Origin of the sequence: Paenarthrobacter sp. A20 (assembly GCF_024168825.1) — a bacterium.
Taxonomy (GTDB): Bacteria; Actinomycetota; Actinomycetes; order Actinomycetales; family Micrococcaceae; genus Arthrobacter.
Genome location: NZ_JALJWH010000001.1, coordinates 4,434,841 through 4,454,897, shown reverse-complemented (window position 1 = coordinate 4,454,897; position 20,057 = coordinate 4,434,841). Strand labels below are relative to the sequence as shown.

Below are 20,057 nucleotides of genomic sequence, written 5' to 3'. Positions count from 1 at the left end.
GATAGCGTGGAACCAGCAAACCAACATGAGGACGGCATGACAGAAACAGCAAACCTGGAAACCCTGCGGCTGACGGACCACGAGCTTTTGGCGTTGCTGGCCATGCGCCCAACCAGCGGAGCCGAGAAGACCCGTGACCTGTTCCGGCTTTCCGGGGTCGCGGACAAAGAGGTGCTGGAGCAGGCCGGGATCACCACTTTGCTGGTGCGCGGCCTGGCAGAAGTCGATGGTGAGGACATTGTCCCCGTTGACAGAGGCGCCATAGTGGCCGCAGTTGTTTCCAGTGCAGATGAATGGTTGGAAATGGCCTTGGTTACGCCCAACAGCGACCATGTGCTGTTCACCGCCGGCTCGGACCAAGGGTCCGTTCTCCTCAACCTCAGCCGTTACGGCGTACACGAGGTTCAACCGATTGATTCCCGCTCCGGAATGCTGCCCCTCGGTATTGAGATTGCCCGCCACTACCTGGTGGATGGTCCGGACGGGCTTCCCGCCGCGGCCATGATCAAGCACCACCGGGCTGAGGGGTCCCCGCTCACAGCCCATCTCAAAGCGGGTGCCGACGGTAGCTGGACTCTTGCCACCGGGGACGAAGACAACCCGCCCCACCGTCCAGTCCCGGCAGGCGAGGCTTTCGGCGAATTCGCGGCGGCCTTGACCTTCGCATGAGCCAGCAGTTCCCCTCATCCGGACAATGGCCACAGCAGTTCCCCTTGGACTATTGGATCTCTTCCGGCCGCATGGTCCCGGACACCGTACCCTCCGTTTTGAGGGACATGGCGTGGAACAGGGGCCAATTTCTGGGACTCTCTGTGGCGTGCCTCGGTACAGCCGTCAGCCTGCTGGGCGCCGCGCTCCTGGTTCTGGTGCTGGGGGGCAGCCCCGGCGTGGTGATTTCCTTCGCTGGTGTGGGTGTGGCCCTATTCTGCGTCGCTGCCGGACTTCGTGCCAGGCTTCGGGGAGTTCCCAAAGTTCGTCCAGTGATGGCGTCCCGCGCGCCTGGCAAGTTCTCCTCCGGCGTGGGGCTGGCGGTATTCCTCTCGGCCATCTTGGGGGTGGGCCTCTTCCCCGTGGTAAATCCACTGCTTCACGAGGGGGCCGGTCAAGCGCTGGGATTCGTTGCGGCCTACGCCCTCCTGCTGCTGGCAACGGGTTGCCTGTTTGCTGCGCCCGCCTACTTTTCGGAGCACGCCCGCGAGCATTTTCGGCGTCGCATAGCTTCGGATCCGGAACTTCGTCGTGAGCTCGAAGCACTGTCCCTCTCCTGGCGCGATCCACAGGGAAACAAGCAGTTCGGGCCACTCTGACCTGTGCCCTGCCCAAGGCGGCAGCCAACAAGTAGGGTAGGGGACTACCAGCTGTTGCGTTTGAGGAGGGGTCCGATGAGCAATGTCGCAGGCGGTCCGCAGGTGAATGCCCCGGGAGCACTTAGCCCGGAATCGCGTGCCGCGTCGATCGAAGTCCTGAAAGCCACTGCGGAAGCCGGCAAGGAGCTCGACATCCTGATTGTCGGCGGCGGAGTGGTGGGTGCTGGAGCGGCCCTGGACGCCGTGACCCGTGGCCTCACGGTGGGCATCGTGGAGGCCAGGGACTGGGCGTCCGGCACGTCGTCGCGGTCTTCCAAGCTTATCCACGGAGGCCTCAGGTACCTGGAGATGCTGGATTTCGGGTTGGTCCAGGAAGCACTCCAGGAACGGGGACTGCTGATCCAACAGATCGCACCCCACCTGGTGCGGCCTGTTCCCTTCCTTTACCCACTGACCCGCAGGTTCTGGGAGCGGCCATACGTGGGCGCGGGCATCATGCTCTACGACACCTTGGGCCTGACATCAGGGCACAGCCGCGGCGTTCCCATGCATAAGCACCTGTTCAGGCGTGGAACACTGCGCGCGGCTCCCAGCTTGAAGGACGACGCCTTCGTGGGGTCCATTCGCTACTACGATGCCCAGGTGGATGACGCCCGGCTTGTGGTGAATGTCGTCAGGACGGCGGCCCATTACGGCGCCCACGCCGCCAACCGGCTTCGTGTGGTGGACTTCCTGCGCGAAGGTGAGCGCGTGGTTGGAGCGAAGCTCGAAAACCAGGAAGACGGCAGCGTCTTCGAAGTCCGGGCCAAGCAAGTGGTCAACGCAACCGGCGTATGGACCGACGAAACACAGGCCATGGTCACTGATAGGGGCCAGCTGAAGGTCCGCGCATCCAAGGGCATCCACCTCGTGGTGCCACGCGACCGCTTCCAGTCCACGGTGGGCCTCATCCTGCGCACGGAGAAGTCCGTGCTCTTCGTGATCCCGTGGGGCCGGCACTGGATCATCGGAACCACAGACACGGACTGGAAGCTGGACAAAGCCCATCCGGCGGCGTCCAGCAAGGACATTGACTACGTCCTGGAGCACGTCAACAAGGTTCTCAAGCGCCCCCTGACCCGCGAGGACGTCGAAGGGGTCTACGCCGGTCTTCGGCCCCTGCTGGCCGGAGAGAATGACTCCACGGCCAAGCTCTCCCGCGAGCATGTCGTCGCCCATCCCGTTCCCGGACTCGTGGTGGTTGCCGGCGGCAAGTACACCACCTACCGGGTCATGGCCAAGGATGCCGTGGATGAGGCCACCAGGGCCATGGATGAACGCGTCCCGTCCAGTTGCACCGAAACCATCCCGTTGCTGGGCGCAGAAGGCTTCAAGGCCGCCTGGAACCGACGGGCCCGGTCGGCGGAGGAGGCCGGGGTGCACGTCGCCCGGGTTGAGCACCTCTTGAACCGCTACGGATCGATGACGTCCGAAGTGCTGGAACTGATCTCCAACCGTCCGGAGTTGGGCGAACCCTTGCCCGGTGCCGATGACTACCTCGCGGCGGAAGTTGTCTACGCAACTACCCATGAAGGAGCCCGGCATGTTCACGACGTTTTGACGCGTCGAACCCGGATCTCGATCGAATCGTGGGACCGGGGTGTGTCTGCCCTCCCCGTAGTGGCTAAGCTGATGGGAGAAATCCTTGGCTGGAGCGAGACTCAGCGCGAAAGCGAAATCAAGCACTACCTCGCGCGCGTGGAGGCTGAACGGCTCAGTCAGCAGCAGCCCGACGACGAATCGGCCGACGCCGCGCGCATGGGAGTGGATGACATCGTTCCCCTTCGCTGAACAGCCCAAGGTAATGCGGCCGGACGGCCACACTGGAGGGAACACGACTTGGCAGAACCACTTGACCGGTATGACGCGGAACTGACCACCCCGGACACCGTCATCCTTGAACTTGTCGCAGAGGACAAGATTGACGCCGCGGCCCAACTAGCCCACAAGCTTCACGCAGCCGGCAGGATCACCAACCTCGAGGGCTTCCTGGAGCAAGTGCACTCACGGGAGCATCAGCTCGCAACAGGACTCCCTGGCGGCATTGGCCTGCCCCATGCACGCAGTGAATTCGTGGACAGGATTTCCATTGCCGTCGGTGTGACCAAGTTCGGCCATGCCCTGGACTTCGGAGCAACGGACGGCCCAGCCACCCTGGTTCTTCTGATCGCCACGCCCGCCAGCTCCTTTTCCGACCACCTCGAGGTTTTGGCCACGCTGGCACGGTCCCTGTCCAAGGAGTCGTTCCGCGAGTCCCTCCGGCGTGCCCACGATCCTGAAGTCATCTCCGAACTCATCAACTCCAGCCTGGTGTTCTTCGACCACTAGAGATTGGGGCAGGCCCTTTCGTGTCGACTCCGTCGCCACGTAGGGACCCTGCTGCCCCACTCTAGGGCAGGGCTTTTGGTGTCGACTCCGTCGCCACGTAGGGACCCTGCTGCCCCACTCCAGGGCAGAGGGGCTGGCTATCCGCTTTGCCTCGTTTCGTTGTTCTACAGCCGGACGAAGTACGGTTAAGGGGTGTTGAAAACCGCGTTGAAACCCCGCTGGATCGCAGGACTGGTCTTTGCGCTTCTGTTGTCCGGGGTGTTTGTGCTGCTCAGCCAGTGGCAGCTCAGCCGGTCCGCCCAGCACGAGCCTCCCGCGCCGTCCAGCATTGAGGAAGTGAAACCGCTGGTGGACGTCCTCCAGCCCGGCCAATTCTTCCCCGGTTCGGTCTCGGACCAGATGGTGACTGCCACGGGAACGTACGATCCCAGCAAGCAGGTCCTCGTTGAGGGCCGCCTGTACAACAACCAAAAAGGTTTCTGGATCGTCTCCGCCTTTGCCGTCAACAACGCGCCGACGCTGAACGGTGTCGCCGCGTCGCCCCAAACGTGGATCCCTGTTGCGCGCGGCTGGGTGGCCGATGCCGCCCAAGCCGGCCCGCCGCCGTCGGGAACCATCACCTTGACCGGTCGCCTCATTCCTTCTGAAGCACCCGTTCCAAACGTCGACGCCGGTCCAGGCCGTGCGTCCGCGGTGTCCGCTGCCGAACTCATCAATCAGTGGGAAGTATCCAGCTACCCGGGGTTTGTCGCTGCGACATCGGAAGTCTCAGGCGGCATTACGATTCCCCTCGGCGATGACGTCAAGGCCCTCAATATTCCGCCGCAACCCCCTGCAGAGCAGGTCAATTGGCTGAACCTCTTCTATGCGGTCGAATGGGTTGTCTTTGCGGGATTCTCGATCTTTATCTGGTGGCGGCTTGTGAAGGACGACTACCGTCGCGACCTCGAAGAGGACGAGTACGAAGATGACGACTTCGATGATGTGGACCCCGACCAGCCGTCCAATGCCGAGGCCACGACAGAACCTACAAGCCCAGAGCCAGAACAAAAGGTGCAGCAATGATTGAGCCAAAACCGGCCATCCAGCCCGAACAATCCGGATCCAAGCCCAAGAAGCGCCGGTTCGGCGGAACGGAAGCCCAGATCCGTTCGGCGTTGAAGTTCTACAAAGTCATGGCATACCTCACGGGCGCCATGCTGCTCCTGCTGTGTGCGGAACTGATCGCCCGGTACGGCTTTGGCGTTTCGCTCTTCGCCGGCGGTACGAGCGCTGTCACAGGCCAGCCCTTTGGCTTCGGTTTCGCGGAATCCGAGCCCAAGGGTGTGATCGGCGGCTTCAATATCTCCACGTCGGTGCTGATCGTGCACGGTTGGATGTACGTGGTCTACCTCGTCTCCAACTTCCGACTGTGGTCCCTCATGCGCTGGCCGTTCTCCAAAATGGTCCTGCTGGCACTTGGCGGAGTTGTCCCGTTGCTGTCCTTCATTGTGGAGAAGAAATTCCACGCCCAGGTCGAGGCCGAACTCGCCGCCAACCCGCAGGCAACCAAACGCTACTAGGCTGTACCGGCATCCAGATGTGAGATGCCTAACGGCAGGGCCGTTTTTGGCCCCCGGCCGCCCTCGCCAACGTGCACCGGGGCGGCCCGGCAAAGTAGTCTTGTCTGGTGACTACTCCCACCGCACCCCAAACTTCCCAGAAGCCGGTGCTGGTTGTTGACTACGGTGCCCAGTACGCGCAGCTGATTGCCCGCCGCGTCCGCGAAGCGAATGTGTATTCGGAAATTGTTCCGCATACCTTCACCACCGAGCAGCTTCTGGCCAAGAACCCGGCAGCCATCATTCTCTCCGGAGGGCCCTCCAGCGTGTACGCAGAGGGAGCTCCGAGCGTCGGCGCGGACCTCTTCGAAGCCGGGGTGCCCGTGTTTGGCATCTGCTACGGCTTCCAGGCCATGGCCAACGCACTGGGCGGCAAGGTGGCCCAGACGGGTCTCCGGGAGTACGGCGCCACTGAAGCGCTTGTTGTAGGCGATGCCCGCTCCATCCTGGACGGCGTCCCCTCTTCCCAGAACACGTGGATGAGCCACGGCGATTCCGTCCACGAGGCCCCTGAAGGCTTCGAAGTGCTCGCCTCGACGGCCGGTGCGCCGGTTGCTGCTTTCGCCAACGAGGAGAAGCGCCTCTACGGCGTGCAGTGGCACCCCGAGGTCAAGCACTCCGTGCACGGCCAGCACGTCCTGGAGAACTTCCTCTTCAAGGGTGCGGGCTTGAGCCCCAACTGGACCACGGGCAACATCCTCGAAGAGCAGGTGGATCGTATCCGCCAGCAGATCGGGGACTCCAAGGTCATTTGTGGCCTCTCCGGTGGTGTCGACTCCGCAGTAGCTGCCGCTTTGGTCCAGCGCGCCGTTGGTGACCAGCTGACCTGTGTCTTCGTGGATCACGGCCTCCTGCGTGAAGGTGAAGCCGAGCAGGTTGAACGCGACTTCGTGGCAGCCACGGGCGTCAACCTCTACGTAGCCAACGAGCAGGAACGCTTCCAGTCGGCTCTTGCCGGCGTCAGCGATCCGGAGACCAAGCGCAAGATCATCGGCCGCGAATTTATCCGGGCCTTCGAGGAAGCGGAGCGGGCCATCATCGCCCAGGCCGCTGCCGAGGGCGAGAAGATCAAGTTCCTGGTCCAGGGAACGCTGTACCCGGACGTCGTTGAGTCCGGTGGCGGCGAGGGTGCTGCAAACATCAAGAGCCACCACAACGTGGGGGGGCTTCCTGAGGATCTGCAGTTCGAACTCGTCGAGCCCCTGCGGGCCTTGTTCAAGGACGAAGTACGTGCTGTCGGTGCACAGCTCGGCCTGCCGCAGGAAATCGTCGGTCGCCAGCCCTTCCCGGGTCCCGGCCTGGGAATCCGCATCGTGGGTGAAGTAACCAAGGAGCGCCTGGACCTGCTGCGCAAGGCTGACGCCATTGCCCGCGCGGAACTGACGGCCGCAGGCTTGGACAACGACGTATGGCAGATGCCCGTGGTCCTCCTGGCGGACGTTCGCAGCGTTGGTGTCCAGGGCGACGGCCGTACCTACGGCCACCCCATTGTGCTGCGCCCGGTGTCTTCCGAAGACGCCATGACGGCGGACTGGTCGCGTTTGCCCTATGACCTCCTGGCCCGGATTTCCAACCGCATCACCAATGAGGTGGATGGAGTAAACCGGGTGGTGTTGGATGTGACCAGCAAGCCACCGGGAACCATCGAGTGGGAATAGCAATGTGAGCGGCCGGCTTCCTCTGGGAGGCCGGCCTCTTTGCTTGTATCCGTAAGCACTTCACCGCTTCGAAACCGGCGGGCACCTGTGAAATGACGGCGAATTTCGCGTCGGAACAGCGTTGCGGAGCGGGCTGGCAGGGTATTCCCGCTACCCTCGAAGGTATGCCGGTATGGTCCAAGGCGTCTAAAGCTAGTACAGAAAAGAAGGCAGAAGTTGTGTCAGTAGGTCAAGGCCAGGAAGAGGGCTCCGAAGAGCTCCGTAAATGGCTGTCTGGTCTTAAGCCCGTCACCGGGGCAGACACGATGCTGCGTTTCGTCAAGACGCCCGAAGGCGCCATTGATCTCAGCAACGCCCACCCTTCGGGACTGGCGCAGTTGCTGGCAGGCCGCAGGACGCGCCTGTCCACCCTGATCCGGGACCGCCAACAATATTTGGTGGCGGCGCGGGCAGCACGAAACATCAGGTCCAAGATCTTCGAGCTAAGCAACGATCGCGGTATTGAGGCCGGCTACCTCTCTGCCGGCACTGTGGTCTGGACCTCTGCTGTAGGCGGCAAGCCACAGCGAGTATCGGCCCCCGTGATGCTCACGTCCATCATTCTGACGGTGAGGCCGGGCGAAGACGACTTCGAACTCCAGCTCACCGAGCAGGCCCGCATGAACCCGGCCTTGGTGCGTCACCTCAAATCAGTCCACGGGATTGTCTTTGACGTCAACGCCGTCGCGAGGATGGCCTACAACACTGCGAGGTTTGATCCTCAACCGGTGCTGGATCGCCTGTCCACTCTCGTCCAGCCGATTCACGGTGCCGACGTGGAGTTCAACTTACTGGTCACGACGCTGGCGGACCTTTCCGGCAACCTGGATGATCCTTGGATCAATACAAACAACGCCACTGTTGCGGCGCTCTCCATTGCCGCCAACGGCGGTGACATTGAGGCCGAACCAATCAAGGCAGGCCGTTTCCCCAGCCTTGACCTCCGCGATCCGGCGGATGAGCTCCTCTTGCTCGACGCTGATACTGATCAGCAGTATGTGGTGGATGCCGTTCGTGCAGGAGATTCGCTGGTCGTCAGCACGCCGCCGGGAAGCGGACAGACACAAACAGCCATCAACGCAATCGGTGCGCTGGTCAGCGAAGGCAAGTCGGTGCTCGTGGTGGGGGACAGGCAGTCCAGCCTCGCCGGCCTTTCATCGCACTTGGAATCCCTTGGCTTGGATTCGATGCTCTTCCGCCCCGGCAACGGGACCACCCCGCAGCAGCTCAAGGGCCAGTTGGTCCGGGCCATCATGCGCAATGAAAAAGCACTTGAACCACAACTGGGCAACCTTCACCAGACTCTGACCGGACACCGCCACGCCCTGATGGACCACGTTGCCTCACTGCACAACGTCCGTGAGCGCTGGGGTTGCTCGCCGTACCAGGCAATGCAATCGCTCGCTGAGCTGACGTCCATCCACCCTGCGCCATCCACGACGGTCCGTCTGAAGCGCAGTGTCCTGGACAACATCAAGGACCGTGAGGAACTCGCTGGCCGTTTGCGTCGGGCTGCCGAGCTGGGCAGCTTCAGCCGGGCTTCCACCACAAGCCCTTGGTATGGAGCCCGATTGGTCACCCGCAAGGAGACCGAGGAAGCGCAGCAGCTCGCCCGCCTGGCAGAGGAAAAGCTGCCCGTCCTGCGGGATCGGATGAAACAGCTTTCGGACCACGCCGAGATCAGGTTGGGAGAGACGTTCACGGAGTGGGGTGCCCAGCTCGAACTCCTGATTGCCGTCCGCGAAAGCCTGGATAAATTCACCCCGGACATCTTCGACCGTCCGGTGCACGACCTTATTTCCGCTACCGCCAGCTCCGCTTGGCGCCGTGAGCGTAACTTGGAGATGCCCTCCATGCAGCGCTCGCGCCTCCGCCGCGTTGCCAAGGAATACGTGCGGCCCGGTGTCCACATCGCCGATCTCCACAGCTCCCTGGTTCTGGTGCAGGAGCAACGCGCTCTCTGGGCTGGCTACGCCACTACCCAGCGCCACCCGGCTGTCCCTTCCGGGCTTGCCGATCTTGGTGCGCTCTACCGTGAACTCGACGGCGAACTGCGTCGCCTCGGTGAAGCGCTCAAGCACACCAGCGCCGGAGGGTCGCTGCACGGTACGCCGTATCTGGAACTGATGGAGCGGCTGGAACGGCTTGTTGCCGACACAGCCACCTTGGAAACCCTTCCCGAGCGCACCCTCCTGATCGAGGAAATGCGCGAGCATGGTCTCGGCGAGTTGCTTTCCGACTTGGCTGCCAGGGAAGTCCCGGCAGCCTCCGTGGCCGCCGAACTGGACTTGGCCTGGTGGCAGTCCGCTTTGGAAGCCATGATCAGTGGCGACGACTACCTTGCCATGTCCGACGGTGATTCGTTGCGCCGGCTCGAAGCTGAATACCGTCTTGCCGACCAGGCGCACATTGCCAGTGGAGCCGCACGCCTTCGGTGGCAGTTGGCCGGGAAGTGGCGCCAGGGCCTCCTCGAGCACCCGAGACAGGCGGAATTGCTTCGCGCACTGCTGAAGGACGGCCGGGTGACGCTGCCGGCGCTCAGCGCCCAAGCTCCGGAACTTGTGCCGCTGCTGGTCCCTGTTTGGTCGGTCAGTCCCTACCTTCTCACTGGTGTTCTTCCAGCTGAGCAGAAGTTTGACGCGGTTGTGATTATTGACGCCGAATCCACGTCGCTGCAGGCCGTTCTTCCTGCCATTGCCCGGGCGCAGCAGGTTGTGGCCTTCGGCGATGCGAAGATCGCGAACGCGCGCACGTTCAGCGTGGCCGTGGAACCGCCGGTTGCCGGTGTTGCCAGCCACGAGAACGTCGACAGTGCGTTCAAGGCTTTGGCCAGGGTTCTGCCCACATGGCAGCTGAATTGGGTTTACCGCGCCGTGGACGAAGACCTGATCCTGCAGTTGAGCAAGAACTACTACGACGGTGGCCTGCGGCGCCTGCCTGATGGCAACTCGGTCACGGGCCTGGACCGTTCCATCCTCGTCGAGTACATTCCTGACGGCACCGGGCTTCCGGGGGCAGACCACGAAGGTGTCGAGTCCGTCACCGCTGAGGTCAACCGTGTTGTGGACCTGGTGTTCGAACATGCCAGGCTCCGGCCCCGCACGTCGTTGGCCGTAGTGACGGCCAGCCTGCGCCATGCCGCCCGAATCGGCGAGGCCATCAGGTTGCAACTGCCCAACCATCCCTTGCTGGCCACGTTCTTCGGGGCTGGCGCCGAGTCCTTCCGCGTGGTGGACCTTGAGCGTGCGCAGGGGCTGGTGAGGGACCACGTGATCTTCTCCCTTGGCTATGGCCGCACACCTCATGGCCGGGCGCTGCACTCGTTTGGCCCACTGTCCACGGAAGGTGGCAGGAACCGGTTCGCCTTGGCGATGACCCGTGCCCGGCGTTCCATGCACGTCCTGAGTTGTTTCCGACCCGAGGACCTAGACCTTGATCGCTTGGCTCACGGTGCGGTGGACTTCTACGAACTGTTGGACCGGGAACTCTCGGGAAACAGCAACCTCGGTACGCCCGCGTCCCGCGCTGTTGCCAGTGAGCAAGCGCTCGGCGAGGACCCGCTGGTGGCCGACCTTGGCGAGCGTCTGCGTGCCCGGGGAGCCCGTGTCTGGCATCTCTACGATGGCGTGCTGGACATCGCGGCCGCCGCGGATCCAGTCCACACCATCGGCCGTGAGGGTGCAGAGATCCCTACCCCCGTCGCAATCGAATCCGATGGCACAGAACGCTACAAGAGGATGAGCGTCCGCGAACGCAGCCGGCTGCGTCCGCAGTTGCTGGAACGCATGGGATGGCGCTACATGTCCCTGTGGACCATTGAAGTGTTTACTGATCCTTCGTCCTGCGCGGACCGCATTGGGTCCTACCTTGGGCTGGAGAATCACATCCCACGGTCGACGTCGCCTGAGCATGGCTTCCTGGACATGGATGTTGAACAATTGAACGTGGAAAAGGGGCAGCCAACGTTTGCGCCGAGTGCGGCACTGCAGGGAGCCGGGGGGCCCGAGGACGCTGCCGGAGAAGCACATGGCTTTGCAGAGAATGGGAAAGAAGCACCACTGATGGAACAAGCATCCGGTCCGGAAAACGGGGCCAAGGCCGAACCCGACGCAACGGGGGCCGACGGTGCCGAAGAAGCTTCGGACTCCACGACGACCGCGGCCAGGCCCGGCGCCGGCGGGATACTTCCTACTAAAGCTGCGGAAGACGATCCCCGCCGCTGGGGCGATGAGTCCGGCTATGACCACGAGCAGTGGCTCAAAGAGCAAAGGCCTCCGCATTGGGGCTGATCGGCCGCCCGTAGAGGGGTCCCGCATCACGGACTTACCAAAACGAAGAAAAGCTTGCCTTGCGTTGAAGCGCCGGCAAGCTTTTCTGCTTGTTGGGGATCCGCGGCGACCACCACCAAACCCTCGGTGTCGCTGGTACCGAGCCATTCGCCGGTCTTGCCGCCCAAAGCTGAAGTCCAGAGCACTGGGACAGGGCCGGCCAACACCTGGCTTTGCCTGGATTCGTCATAGGAGCCGGCCGCCGTCAGGACCACCGTCACCAACTGGCCGGGGGAGAGAAGCTGGATGGATGACGGGTCTGCCATTCGCAGCGGCACCGCAGCCGCCCCTGTCGGTGCGCCGGTGAGCAGGCCTGGACCAAGAAGATTGGACTCCGTAGGGATCTGCCCCCTGCCCAGGGGTGAGGCAAGTTGGCGGCCAACCAGGGCCTGAACATCTGTCAGGGCGCCGGTGATGGCGAGGTCAGGCGGCACACCCTGGCTGGTGAAGTCGGACTCCGCAAGGCTGGTGCCTGTTGGAATATCGTGGGCTGCGACAAGGACGCTGATGCGTGCTTCTGATGCCGGCGTCAGTTGTTGGACTGCCATACCGGTGGCAAGGCAGAGCAGGAGGGCAACTGTGAGCCTGCGGTTTCGTCCGATCCAGGAGCCGAATTTTCGCTTGTGGCCCCGGTGGTCAGTGCGATCCCGGGTGCGTGGCGGATTGAACCTTGCGGGAATGCCGCTTAAGACACTGGATCGCCTCGTTCCTGCACGCGGGACCGGGGGCCAAGTGGCGTCGGTTGATGCCGAACGCTCGGCGCGGGCAAGGAAGGCACTGCGTGACTGATGTGGCATGCCGCCACGTTAGCCAGCTGCCAGCGCCGCGAAACAGCCCTCTGGTGCGCTATGTGGAAAAGGTGGAGACCTAGCTGGCTGCGGCCGCTGCAGCGGGGGCCGGCGACGGAGCGGCAGGGGCCGGTGCTGCGGCCGAAACGGTGCTGCCCTTGGCGTCGCGGGAATCTGTCCGATAGAAGCCTGAACCCTTGAAGACTACGCCGACGCTGTTGAACTTCTTGCGAAGGGCGCCCTTGCACTCGGGGCACTCCGTCAGGGAGCTGTCAGAGAAGGACTGGACGATGTCAAAGGCATGGTCACAGTCTTTGCAGGCGTATGCGTAAGTGGGCACTGAATTCCTCCTTCAGGACAAAGTTCAGGTCCTGTGCAGCGGCGGCGGAATAACTCTCCGCATTAGCAGTCGCAGGGCCTGAGTGCCAATTCTATCATCCGTCTCCTTGGCATGCGCCAGCGGATGTGTTGGATCTCTCCAAGTGCCGGAGTCAACAAGGAGGTGCGGCAGTCAGGCCATACCCGCCGTGCCTTCGAGACGGACGACGCCGGATGGCGTCAGGATCTCCCGCACGGGGCGGTCAAAAGCTTCGGCGGGGATCGAACCTGTTGGCAACAGGTCGTCGTCGTACACCACAGCAATGGTGGGCGGCCGCCGGCCGGAAGCGTCGAGGCCATGGAGGAGTCGATCGTAGTAGCCGCCCCCCTGGCCGATCCGGTTGCCATCCATGTCCACCGCAGTGGCAGGCATGAAGATACCCGCACTTCCGGCGACAACCTGGCTTTCCAGTCGTTCGCCTTCGGGCTCGTCGATGGGGGCGTAGGCGGAGCGGACAAACGCCGTCGAGGGCGTCCAATACACCCAGCTCAACTGCCGTCCGGGCTCGCAGACGGGAAGCAGAACGCGGTGGCCGGCCCCGTGCAGCGCCTCGATAAGCGGCATGGTGGGCGGCTCGAAGGCAACCCCCAAGTAGACGGCAAACGTGGAGACGGTGGCAGGGGAGGCAGCTGCCGCCCACGCCGATCCATGATGTGCGATCCCCTCGCCGGCCGCCGCGATCTGTTCCGGAGAGAGGGCTTGCCTGTGCAGGCGGCGGCTGCTGCGGATGTCTTCTTTCGATGCCATGCGTATCCGATCGTGAGGTGAGCCTGATGCCGGTCCAGCAACCAAGGCCGCCATGCGGCACACCGAAATGTGTTCCCGGCACGGCGAGGGTTTAGCCGATGATGTATTCCTTCCGTTACATTAGTCCGGTGACTCTCGATAACAATGCTGTCCGTAAGGCCGTCATCCCCGCAGCGGGTCTTGGCACCAGGTTCCTGCCTGCAACAAAGGCGATGCCGAAGGAAATGCTGCCTGTGGTTGACAAGCCAGCCATCCAGTACGTCGTCGAAGAAGCCGTCAAGGTTGGCCTGCACGACGTCCTGATGATCACAGGGCGCAGCAAGCGCGCCCTTGAGGATCATTTTGACCGCGTGCCGGCGTTGGAAGCGACCCTGGCCGAGAAGGGCGATACCGCCAAGCTTGAGGCCATCCAGTCCGCCACCAACCTCGGCGACATCCACTATGTCCGCCAAGGCGACCCGAACGGCCTGGGCCATGCCGTCCTTCGTGCAAAGCAGCACGTTGGCCACGAGCCTTTCGCCGTTCTCCTGGGCGATGACCTGATCGACGCCCGCGATAACCTGCTGAGCGACATGATCGCCGTCCAGCAGAAGACCGGCGGTTCCGTGGTTGCCCTGATCGAAGTGGAACCCTCCAAGATCAGCGCCTACGGTTGCGCCGACGTCGAAGAGATCGGCGAAGACGGCTACGTCCGCATCAAGCAGCTCGTGGAAAAGCCTTCTCCGGAAGAAGCGCCGTCCAACCTCGCCGTCATCGGCCGCTACGTGCTGCACCCGGCAGTGTTTGATGTTCTGGAGAAAACCGCTCCGGGCCGGGGCGGCGAAATCCAGCTGACCGATGCCCTTGAAGTCCTTGCCGCCGGCGAAGGTGAGGGCTACGGCGTATACGGCGTCGTTTTCCGCGGCCGCCGCTACGATACCGGTGACAAGCTCAGCTACCTCAAGGCATGCATTGAGCTGGCGTGCGAACGCGAAGACCTCGGCCCCGAACTGCGTGAGTGGTTGCCGACCTTTACTGCCTCGCTTCCCAAGTAACACCGGATGTACGGCTCTGCGATCTGGCCGGTGACGCTGGAGAGCGGAAACCTGCTTCTTCGCCCCATCCGTTACCGCGACAAGCGGGAGTGGTCTGAAGTCCGTTCGCGGAACAGCGAATGGCTCGCTCCATGGGAGGCGTCCAACCCCGCACCGGGTGGGCGCCTGCCCAGCTATCGGCAGATGGTGGGCTCGCTGAACGACCAAGCCCGCCACTCCACGGCCCTGCCCTTCCTCATCGTTGAGCGGACCCCCGGATTCCGGGAACCGCGAATCGTGGGGCAATTGACCGTTTCCTCCATTGTCTGGGGATCGGCCATGATGGCAACGCTGGGTTATTGGGTTGACAAGGAGCGTGCCGGGCTTGGCATCGCTCCGACGGCGGTCGCCATGGCAACTGATCACTGTTTCAGGGTGTTGGGCCTCCATCGCATGGAGATCAATATCAGGCCTGAAAACGCACCCAGCCTGCGGGTGGTCGAAAAGCTCGGATTCCGCGATGAGGGCTATCGCGAACGCTACTTGCATATCAACGGCGAATGGGCTGACCACCGCTCCTTCGCGCTGACCTCCGAGGAAGTTCCGGAGGGTCTGTTACGTCGGTGGCTCAGGGGATAAACGGGCAGGTCATAGGCCTTTTTGGCCGTATATCCAGTCATTTGCGGACTCGCCGACGACACACCGGCCGCAATGCCGCCGCGCCCGGCGATTTGCTTCTACGGTTTTGAATGTGGACTTCCCTCTCAGCAGCTCAGTGATACTCGTGGTCACTGTTGCCCTGTGGATGGTCTGGGTGGCGCCCTACGTTTTGCGGAACAGACGCCAACAAGTCCAAACAGCCACTGTCCCGGCAGGGGCGATCGACGACGAACCAGACGAAACGCAGGCAGGGGTGGTACTGACTTTGGCACCTCAGCAGGAGAAACCGATGGAGACCATGCACAGCAAAGCACAGGCGTCGCCCCAGGAATCCCGTGCGGCTGAGTCGTTCCCTGGAAAAGCCCCCACCACTCCCTTCACCATCCGCTACGCCCGGCTCACGCTGGCATTGGCGGGCCTTGCCCTGCTGGTGACGTCAGTGGTGTCCGGCGTTCTCCTCGCCTTTGGCGCCGGATCCGTCTGGTTGCCGTTGGTTTCCTTCATTGGGGCTGTGCTCGCCGTCGTGACCCTGCGGAAGCTCGCCCTCCGGGATCTTCGCGAACGCCGGGCGCGCCGTGCTGCGCAAGCTGCGCCCATTCCGACGCCGGCGCGCTACTTGCCGAAGGAACCGGCAGTGGAAGCGAAGGAAACCACCGTTTTCGACGCCGAAGCCACCAATCGTGAAGCTGCGCGCCTGTCCGCCGTTGAGCTTCGCCAGGCCGCGTTGGCCGTTGCAGTCGCCGCGGGAGACGAATCCGCCCAGACGGCCGGGGACTCCAAGGGCTCCAGCTGGGAGCCGGTCGCAGTTCCCAAGCCCACGTACGTCGAGGCCGCCAAGGTTCCAAGGCCGGCTCCCGAGCCCCTGGACCTCCCTGAGGCTCCCAAGCCTGTGGGCAAGCCCGTTCTGAAGCAGGGCGCTGAGCAAGCGGAGGCAGCGGCCACTGTTTCTGCCAAGGGGCAGAGCGCGCTCAGCAACCTGGACGACGTTCTGCAGCGCCGTCGCGCCTAGAACCTCCATGAACAGCATCTGCGTCGCGGGTAGCATCGGGTAGATCGGTCGGGACGTCGTCCGGCTCGCGCTGTCTGCGGGGCCTACGGTGACCGCCTCTTCCCGCCACGTACCGGCCGCCGGCTCGGCGAAGCGTCACGACGGCGCAACTTACTTTACGGGCGATGTCACCACAGGAGAGGGGCTGGCAGCCGCTTTGGTGGGTGCCGACGTCGTCATTGATTGTCTCGGAGCCCCGGGTAGTGAGCGGCACTGCATACGAACTGTGGGCGGTCCGGAGGTCCTCACCATGCGTCAGATGGCGGAGTCGTGGAAGACGGTCACAGGGAGGCGAGGCAAGATCGTGGAGCTGCCCCTGGCCGGGGCCATGGGGTCTTTCCTTCGTGCCGGCAACAACCTGATCCCCGGGCGGAAGGATGGCGCGGAGACGTTCGTGTCGTGGTTGGAAAAGCACGACGAAACTTTGTAGCCTAGGGACACTGGCCAGGCCGTACAGCTTGGCCCAGGGGCTATAGCTCAGTTGGTAGAGCGCTTCGTTCGCATCGAAGAGGTCAGGAGTTCGAATCTCCTTAGCTCCACACAGAGAATGCCCGCCCTACCTGCGCAAACGCGGGTAGGGCGGCAGTTACTGAGTCAAAAACCCAATTGCGTACCGCAATCTTGGCATCAGAGAATCTGCGAGCCGCAGAGCAACAATAAATATGGGGGCACCATGCAGGACCAAGAAGAAGGTTCGACCGAATCTGAGGCGGACGATCTCGATCCGACTGTAGAAGAACTCCTTGAACTCATGGAAGCCTTCAGGTCCAATCAAGATGACCTGCTCTACACGGCCGACTACATCGAGCGGCAAGAACATGAACTTGACGACTACCGCGAGCGCGCTCACACGAGCATCGAGCGGGAGTATCCGCACGTACCCGAAGGTTTGTTTGAGCGTCTCTGGGATCTCTTGGAAGTGGAACTGGAGGGCATTGGGGCGCCACAGCTCAAATCTGACAAAGAGGGACTTCATACACGCGACACCGAACAACACAAGGATGCGGTGCGTGCGGTAATTCGAGAGCTGCCAGAGGATTGCGGGCAAGAGTACTTCAGCGATGTAGCCCGGGCCATCGTAAGGATGCAGGATTCGCCGCAGACGACAAAGCTGCTGTCCTCTTTGCTGACTACGGTAGTTGCTGACTTTGAAGTCCTCATGGGCAACCTGCTCCGTGTTGTGATTACAAACGTCCCACAAATCATCAGTTCATCCAATCAGACCTTTACCTGGGCGCAGATATGCGAGTTTGAAGACCTTGAATCCTTTAGGCAGCATCAGATCGACAAGTTCGTCGATAGTTTGCTGTACGGCAGCTATAGTGACTGGCTGGAGTTTGTCGGTAAGAAGCTACACATAGATGTGCCCCCGCTAGCCACCGACGCATCTACAATCGAGATTTTCCAGCGGCGTCACATGATCGTGCACAACGGCGCGGTTGCGTCCAAGCAATACGTCGAAGCGTGCAAGCCGTCGCCCCATAAGAAGGGCCTGGATGAGTACCTCGGCGTAGATGTTCCATATCTGCGGCACGCCTCTGACCGCCTTATGTCGATCGCCACCTTCCTCGTGTTCGCTACGTGCCAGAAATTCGTCAAGGACCAAGACTCCGTGCAGTCCATGGAGTCTTATGTTGGTGGAGTTGTCTCATACCACTTGCTTCAGGACAAGCGATTTGAGGCCGTTCAACAGCTCTCCCAGGTAGTCAAGGCATCTAGCTTCAACGATTTGGGCGCTGGCTACCGATATCAAGTCAACAGCTGGGTGGCAGCCAAACGAACCGGGCAGCTAAAACAGCACCAGGAAGACATTGAAAACTGGAATACGTCGGTCCTCCAGCCGGTGTTCCGGCTTGCTAAGCACGCACTGCTGGACGAGCTGACAGAAGGCCATAAGCTCGTGCAAAAGATGCGCGCCTCGGACGAGCTGCCCCTACGACACTGGCTCACGTGGCCACTTCTGAGCGAACTGCGTGACTACAGCCAGAAACATGCACGTGTTACAAGCGTTGAATCTGAAGAAATCGGCGTGTTAGTCTCATCAGCAATAGACGAAGGAGAGTCGGAAAATGTCTGACCCGAACCTGTAAGCCCCGATAGCAAAACGTCCAAAGTCCCCAGACCTCGAAGATTGAGATCTGGGGATTTCCACTGAAGAGCCCCACCCTCCAGAGAGGGTGGGGCTCTTCAGTGTTTAACGTTAGAACTACGCATGTTTGTCTGTCACAACACCTGCACCTGCGGGCGTGAAAGCGGCCTTTCCGTCCGTACCCTGTCGCTGGTCAGTGTCTCGCAGATGACGAGTGCCGCTGACTACCCTCCACCCCGAGGGTGAATACTCCTTCAGGACACTCCACTTAAGACATTGAAATAGCTTTCGTTGGAACTCGGATAGCTGAAGCTTCAGAGATTGGAAGCGACCCGAGCCCAGACATGGTGCCTGTTGTCATTCAGTTCGAGTACCGCAATGCCGGCTCGGAAGCGGCGAAACTACAGGCGGTGCCGCTGAACGTGTTTTACGGTGCTGATAGGTACCAGGCCAAGCAACCAACTCTTTACCAAAGTTCTTCTTAGGCATCTAGCGGCAATGTATGGAACATTTAGGGTTAGGCACTGCCTAAGAAATGCCGTTTTGCTTCAGATGCAAAGGACCACAGGCTAGATATCGTGACAAGCAACCAGGATCTTGCGACCTTGGTCTCCTCGGCGAAGGAGGCCAAAGGCTACAGCTACGACTCGTTTGCCAAGGCTTGCGGGGGAGTGCCGGCAAGGCAACGTCTCTTTCAGCTGATCAATGATCCGCTGAAGAACTTCCCGGACCCAGCGACGATTAAAGGGTTGGCGCGAGGAACTGGTTATACGGTCACGGAAATCATCATGGCCTCAGCCCGGTCTCTAGGGCTCGATGTCAGTGACACCGAACCAGACTCTGTCTATGTCGCTGGACTGCACACCCTCCCGGCATCAACCCGTGAGGCATTCCTGCAGCTCGGTCGAGAAATAGGGGTCCTGGCGACTAATCAGGAGCCACATGTCGAAGCAATTCCAGAAATTGAACCTCCCACCGATATCGGGTCAGCCGGTAAGCGCCGTGACGCTCGCCCTGGACAGAAGACCGGGTCGCGAGCTCCTGATGATGGGAACATTCCGTTGCCCGATAACTGGCAGGACCTGGCTGCGGGTGCCCCGCATGAGTCTCAGGTAAGGCGTGATCGTGAGTGGACTGAGCGTGGCGAAGAGTCCCAGGACCAAGGGGAATAGGTAACTTCAGATGAGTATGGGGGAACCGGTCGATTACTCGATCCGGCTGAATTGGCTTGGGCTTCTTGCGACACATCCGCGCCCGGAACCTGAGACGGACATCTTTGCCATTGCCAGCGTGGCCAACACTGGCTCAGTGCCATTTCTGGGAATTGCAACGAATGGCACCCACTACTGGGTGAAGTACATGGGCAATGCCCATGGTCTTGATTCGTTGATTGCCGAGCGCGTGGTCGAGGCGCTGGCCCGCACGCTGGACGCTCCTATGCGTCCATCCACCCTGGTCAATGTCCCTGAAGCCTTGACTCATGACCCGCGCCTAATTGGGAGCGGTATTCAGCCCGGCGTAGCGCATGGGTCGCTGTTTCTTGAGAACTGCCTAGAGAAGAACGTGCTCGACTCTGTCACACGAGACGGCAACAAGACCCGGCAGCCACGCTTCATCGCACTCTGGGAGCTGTGTTACGGAGAAGATGAACAGTGGCTCTATGACCGCCAAAACGAAGAGCAGGTCTGGTCTTACGATCATGGTTATTGGATCACCGGCGGAGAACCGGAACCGCTGACTGTAAAAGATCTGGAGCTGACAACCACGTCCTGGAAGCCGTGGAAGGGCCCACTGAAGGGTATGGATCCAGCGGCCTTTGTCGAGATGTATGAACGCATCGAGGCGCTCACCGTGACGGACCTTATAGACGTGGTTGCGAGTGTGCCCCTAGCATGGGGTGTTCCGGATGAACTCCTTGAATCGCTCGCATGGTGGTTCTATAAGAGAAGAACCCACGCATCGGCAAGAATGCGCCAGTTGGCCAAGGAGACCTCCCTGGCCAACCCGAAACCCAAAGACGAAGTGAGGTGAAG

18 protein-coding genes and 1 tRNA gene are annotated in these 20,057 nt (G+C 61.7%); 16 read left to right on the top strand and 3 right to left on the bottom strand.

Features of this window, described 5'->3' with window-relative positions:
- Nucleotides 1-36: 36 nt before the first annotated feature.
- The 8 genes from J3D46_RS20670 to J3D46_RS20635 all read left to right on the top strand — a co-directional run bounded on the left by J3D46_RS20670 (nucleotide 37) and on the right by J3D46_RS20635 (nucleotide 11,261).
- Nucleotides 37-669 (top strand): hypothetical protein, encoded by a 633-nt coding sequence (locus J3D46_RS20670; RefSeq protein ID WP_231339546.1) that lies wholly within the window; start codon nucleotides 37-39, stop codon nucleotides 667-669.
- Nucleotides 666-1,307, top strand: a complete 642-nt coding sequence (locus tag J3D46_RS20665) for a hypothetical protein (protein ID WP_231339547.1) — start codon at nucleotides 666-668, stop codon at nucleotides 1,305-1,307. The genes J3D46_RS20670 and J3D46_RS20665 overlap by 4 nt, the downstream gene beginning before the upstream one ends.
- 75 nt (nucleotides 1,308-1,382) lie before the next feature.
- A complete protein-coding gene (locus tag J3D46_RS20660) occupies nucleotides 1,383-3,137 on the top strand; it encodes a glycerol-3-phosphate dehydrogenase/oxidase (RefSeq protein ID WP_231339548.1) in 1,755 nt (584 codons plus the stop codon).
- 48 nt (nucleotides 3,138-3,185) lie between these two features.
- A complete protein-coding gene (locus J3D46_RS20655) occupies nucleotides 3,186-3,674 on the top strand; it encodes a PTS sugar transporter subunit IIA (RefSeq protein ID WP_231339549.1) in 489 nt (162 codons plus the stop codon).
- 192 nt (nucleotides 3,675-3,866) lie between these two features.
- The gene (locus J3D46_RS20650; protein ID WP_231339550.1) at nucleotides 3,867-4,739 is read left to right on the top strand and encodes an SURF1 family protein; all 873 of its coding nucleotides are present in this window, start codon (nucleotides 3,867-3,869) and stop codon (nucleotides 4,737-4,739) included.
- Entirely contained in the window at nucleotides 4,736-5,236 is a 501-nt protein-coding gene (locus tag J3D46_RS20645) for a DUF3817 domain-containing protein (protein ID WP_231339551.1), read from the top strand. The genes J3D46_RS20650 and J3D46_RS20645 overlap by 4 nt, the downstream gene beginning before the upstream one ends.
- A gap of 107 nt (nucleotides 5,237-5,343) precedes the next feature.
- Nucleotides 5,344-6,933 (top strand): glutamine-hydrolyzing GMP synthase, encoded by a 1,590-nt coding sequence (guaA, locus tag J3D46_RS20640; protein ID WP_062073057.1) that lies wholly within the window; start codon nucleotides 5,344-5,346, stop codon nucleotides 6,931-6,933.
- Nucleotides 6,934-7,097: 164 nt separating this feature from the next.
- Nucleotides 7,098-11,261, top strand: coding sequence for a DUF4011 domain-containing protein (locus tag J3D46_RS20635; RefSeq protein WP_231339563.1), 4,164 nt, complete (start codon nucleotides 7,098-7,100; stop codon nucleotides 11,259-11,261).
- A gap of 26 nt (nucleotides 11,262-11,287) precedes the next feature.
- Here J3D46_RS20635 and J3D46_RS20630 read toward each other — a convergent pair whose 3' ends face one another.
- From J3D46_RS20630 to J3D46_RS20620, 3 genes are all read right to left on the bottom strand, one after another.
- Entirely contained in the window at nucleotides 11,288-12,097 is an 810-nt protein-coding gene (locus tag J3D46_RS20630) for a Flp pilus assembly protein CpaB (RefSeq protein WP_231339552.1), read from the bottom strand.
- A 70-nt stretch (nucleotides 12,098-12,167) separates the two neighbouring features.
- Nucleotides 12,168-12,428, bottom strand: coding sequence for an FmdB family zinc ribbon protein (locus J3D46_RS20625; RefSeq protein WP_231339553.1), 261 nt, complete (start codon nucleotides 12,426-12,428; stop codon nucleotides 12,168-12,170).
- Nucleotides 12,429-12,599: 171 nt separating this feature from the next.
- Nucleotides 12,600-13,214, bottom strand: coding sequence for a 5-formyltetrahydrofolate cyclo-ligase (locus J3D46_RS20620; protein ID WP_231339554.1), 615 nt, complete (start codon nucleotides 13,212-13,214; stop codon nucleotides 12,600-12,602).
- 98 nt (nucleotides 13,215-13,312) lie between these two features.
- Here J3D46_RS20620 and galU point away from each other — a divergent pair, with 98 nt between their 5' ends.
- The 8 genes from galU to J3D46_RS20580 all read left to right on the top strand — a co-directional run bounded on the left by galU (nucleotide 13,313) and on the right by J3D46_RS20580 (nucleotide 20,055).
- On the top strand, nucleotides 13,313-14,248 hold the full coding sequence (gene galU / locus J3D46_RS20615; RefSeq protein WP_256491663.1) for a UTP--glucose-1-phosphate uridylyltransferase GalU: 936 nt from the start codon (nucleotides 13,313-13,315) through the stop codon (nucleotides 14,246-14,248).
- 6 nt (nucleotides 14,249-14,254) lie between these two features.
- Nucleotides 14,255-14,866 carry a GNAT family N-acetyltransferase gene (locus J3D46_RS20610; protein WP_231339556.1) on the top strand — a complete coding sequence of 204 codons (612 nt, stop codon included), beginning with the start codon at nucleotides 14,255-14,257 and terminating at the stop codon, nucleotides 14,864-14,866.
- A 145-nt stretch (nucleotides 14,867-15,011) separates the two neighbouring features.
- A complete protein-coding gene (locus tag J3D46_RS20605; RefSeq protein ID WP_253469266.1) occupies nucleotides 15,012-15,896 on the top strand; it encodes a hypothetical protein in 885 nt (294 codons plus the stop codon).
- A gap of 43 nt (nucleotides 15,897-15,939) precedes the next feature.
- Complete coding sequence (locus J3D46_RS20600) at nucleotides 15,940-16,365, top strand: NAD(P)H-binding protein (protein ID WP_308102706.1); 426 nt, start codon at nucleotides 15,940-15,942, stop codon at nucleotides 16,363-16,365.
- A gap of 36 nt (nucleotides 16,366-16,401) precedes the next feature.
- Nucleotides 16,402-16,474: transfer RNA gene (locus J3D46_RS20595), tRNA-Ala, on the top strand.
- A gap of 134 nt (nucleotides 16,475-16,608) precedes the next feature.
- Nucleotides 16,609-18,012, top strand: a complete 1,404-nt coding sequence (locus tag J3D46_RS20590) for a hypothetical protein (RefSeq protein ID WP_231339558.1) — start codon at nucleotides 16,609-16,611, stop codon at nucleotides 18,010-18,012.
- Between the two features lie 590 nt (nucleotides 18,013-18,602).
- Entirely contained in the window at nucleotides 18,603-19,196 is a 594-nt protein-coding gene (locus tag J3D46_RS20585) for a hypothetical protein (protein WP_231343330.1), read from the top strand.
- Between the two features lie 10 nt (nucleotides 19,197-19,206).
- On the top strand, nucleotides 19,207-20,055 hold the full coding sequence (locus J3D46_RS20580; RefSeq protein WP_231343331.1) for a HipA family kinase: 849 nt from the start codon (nucleotides 19,207-19,209) through the stop codon (nucleotides 20,053-20,055).
- Nucleotides 20,056-20,057 lie beyond the last annotated feature (2 nt).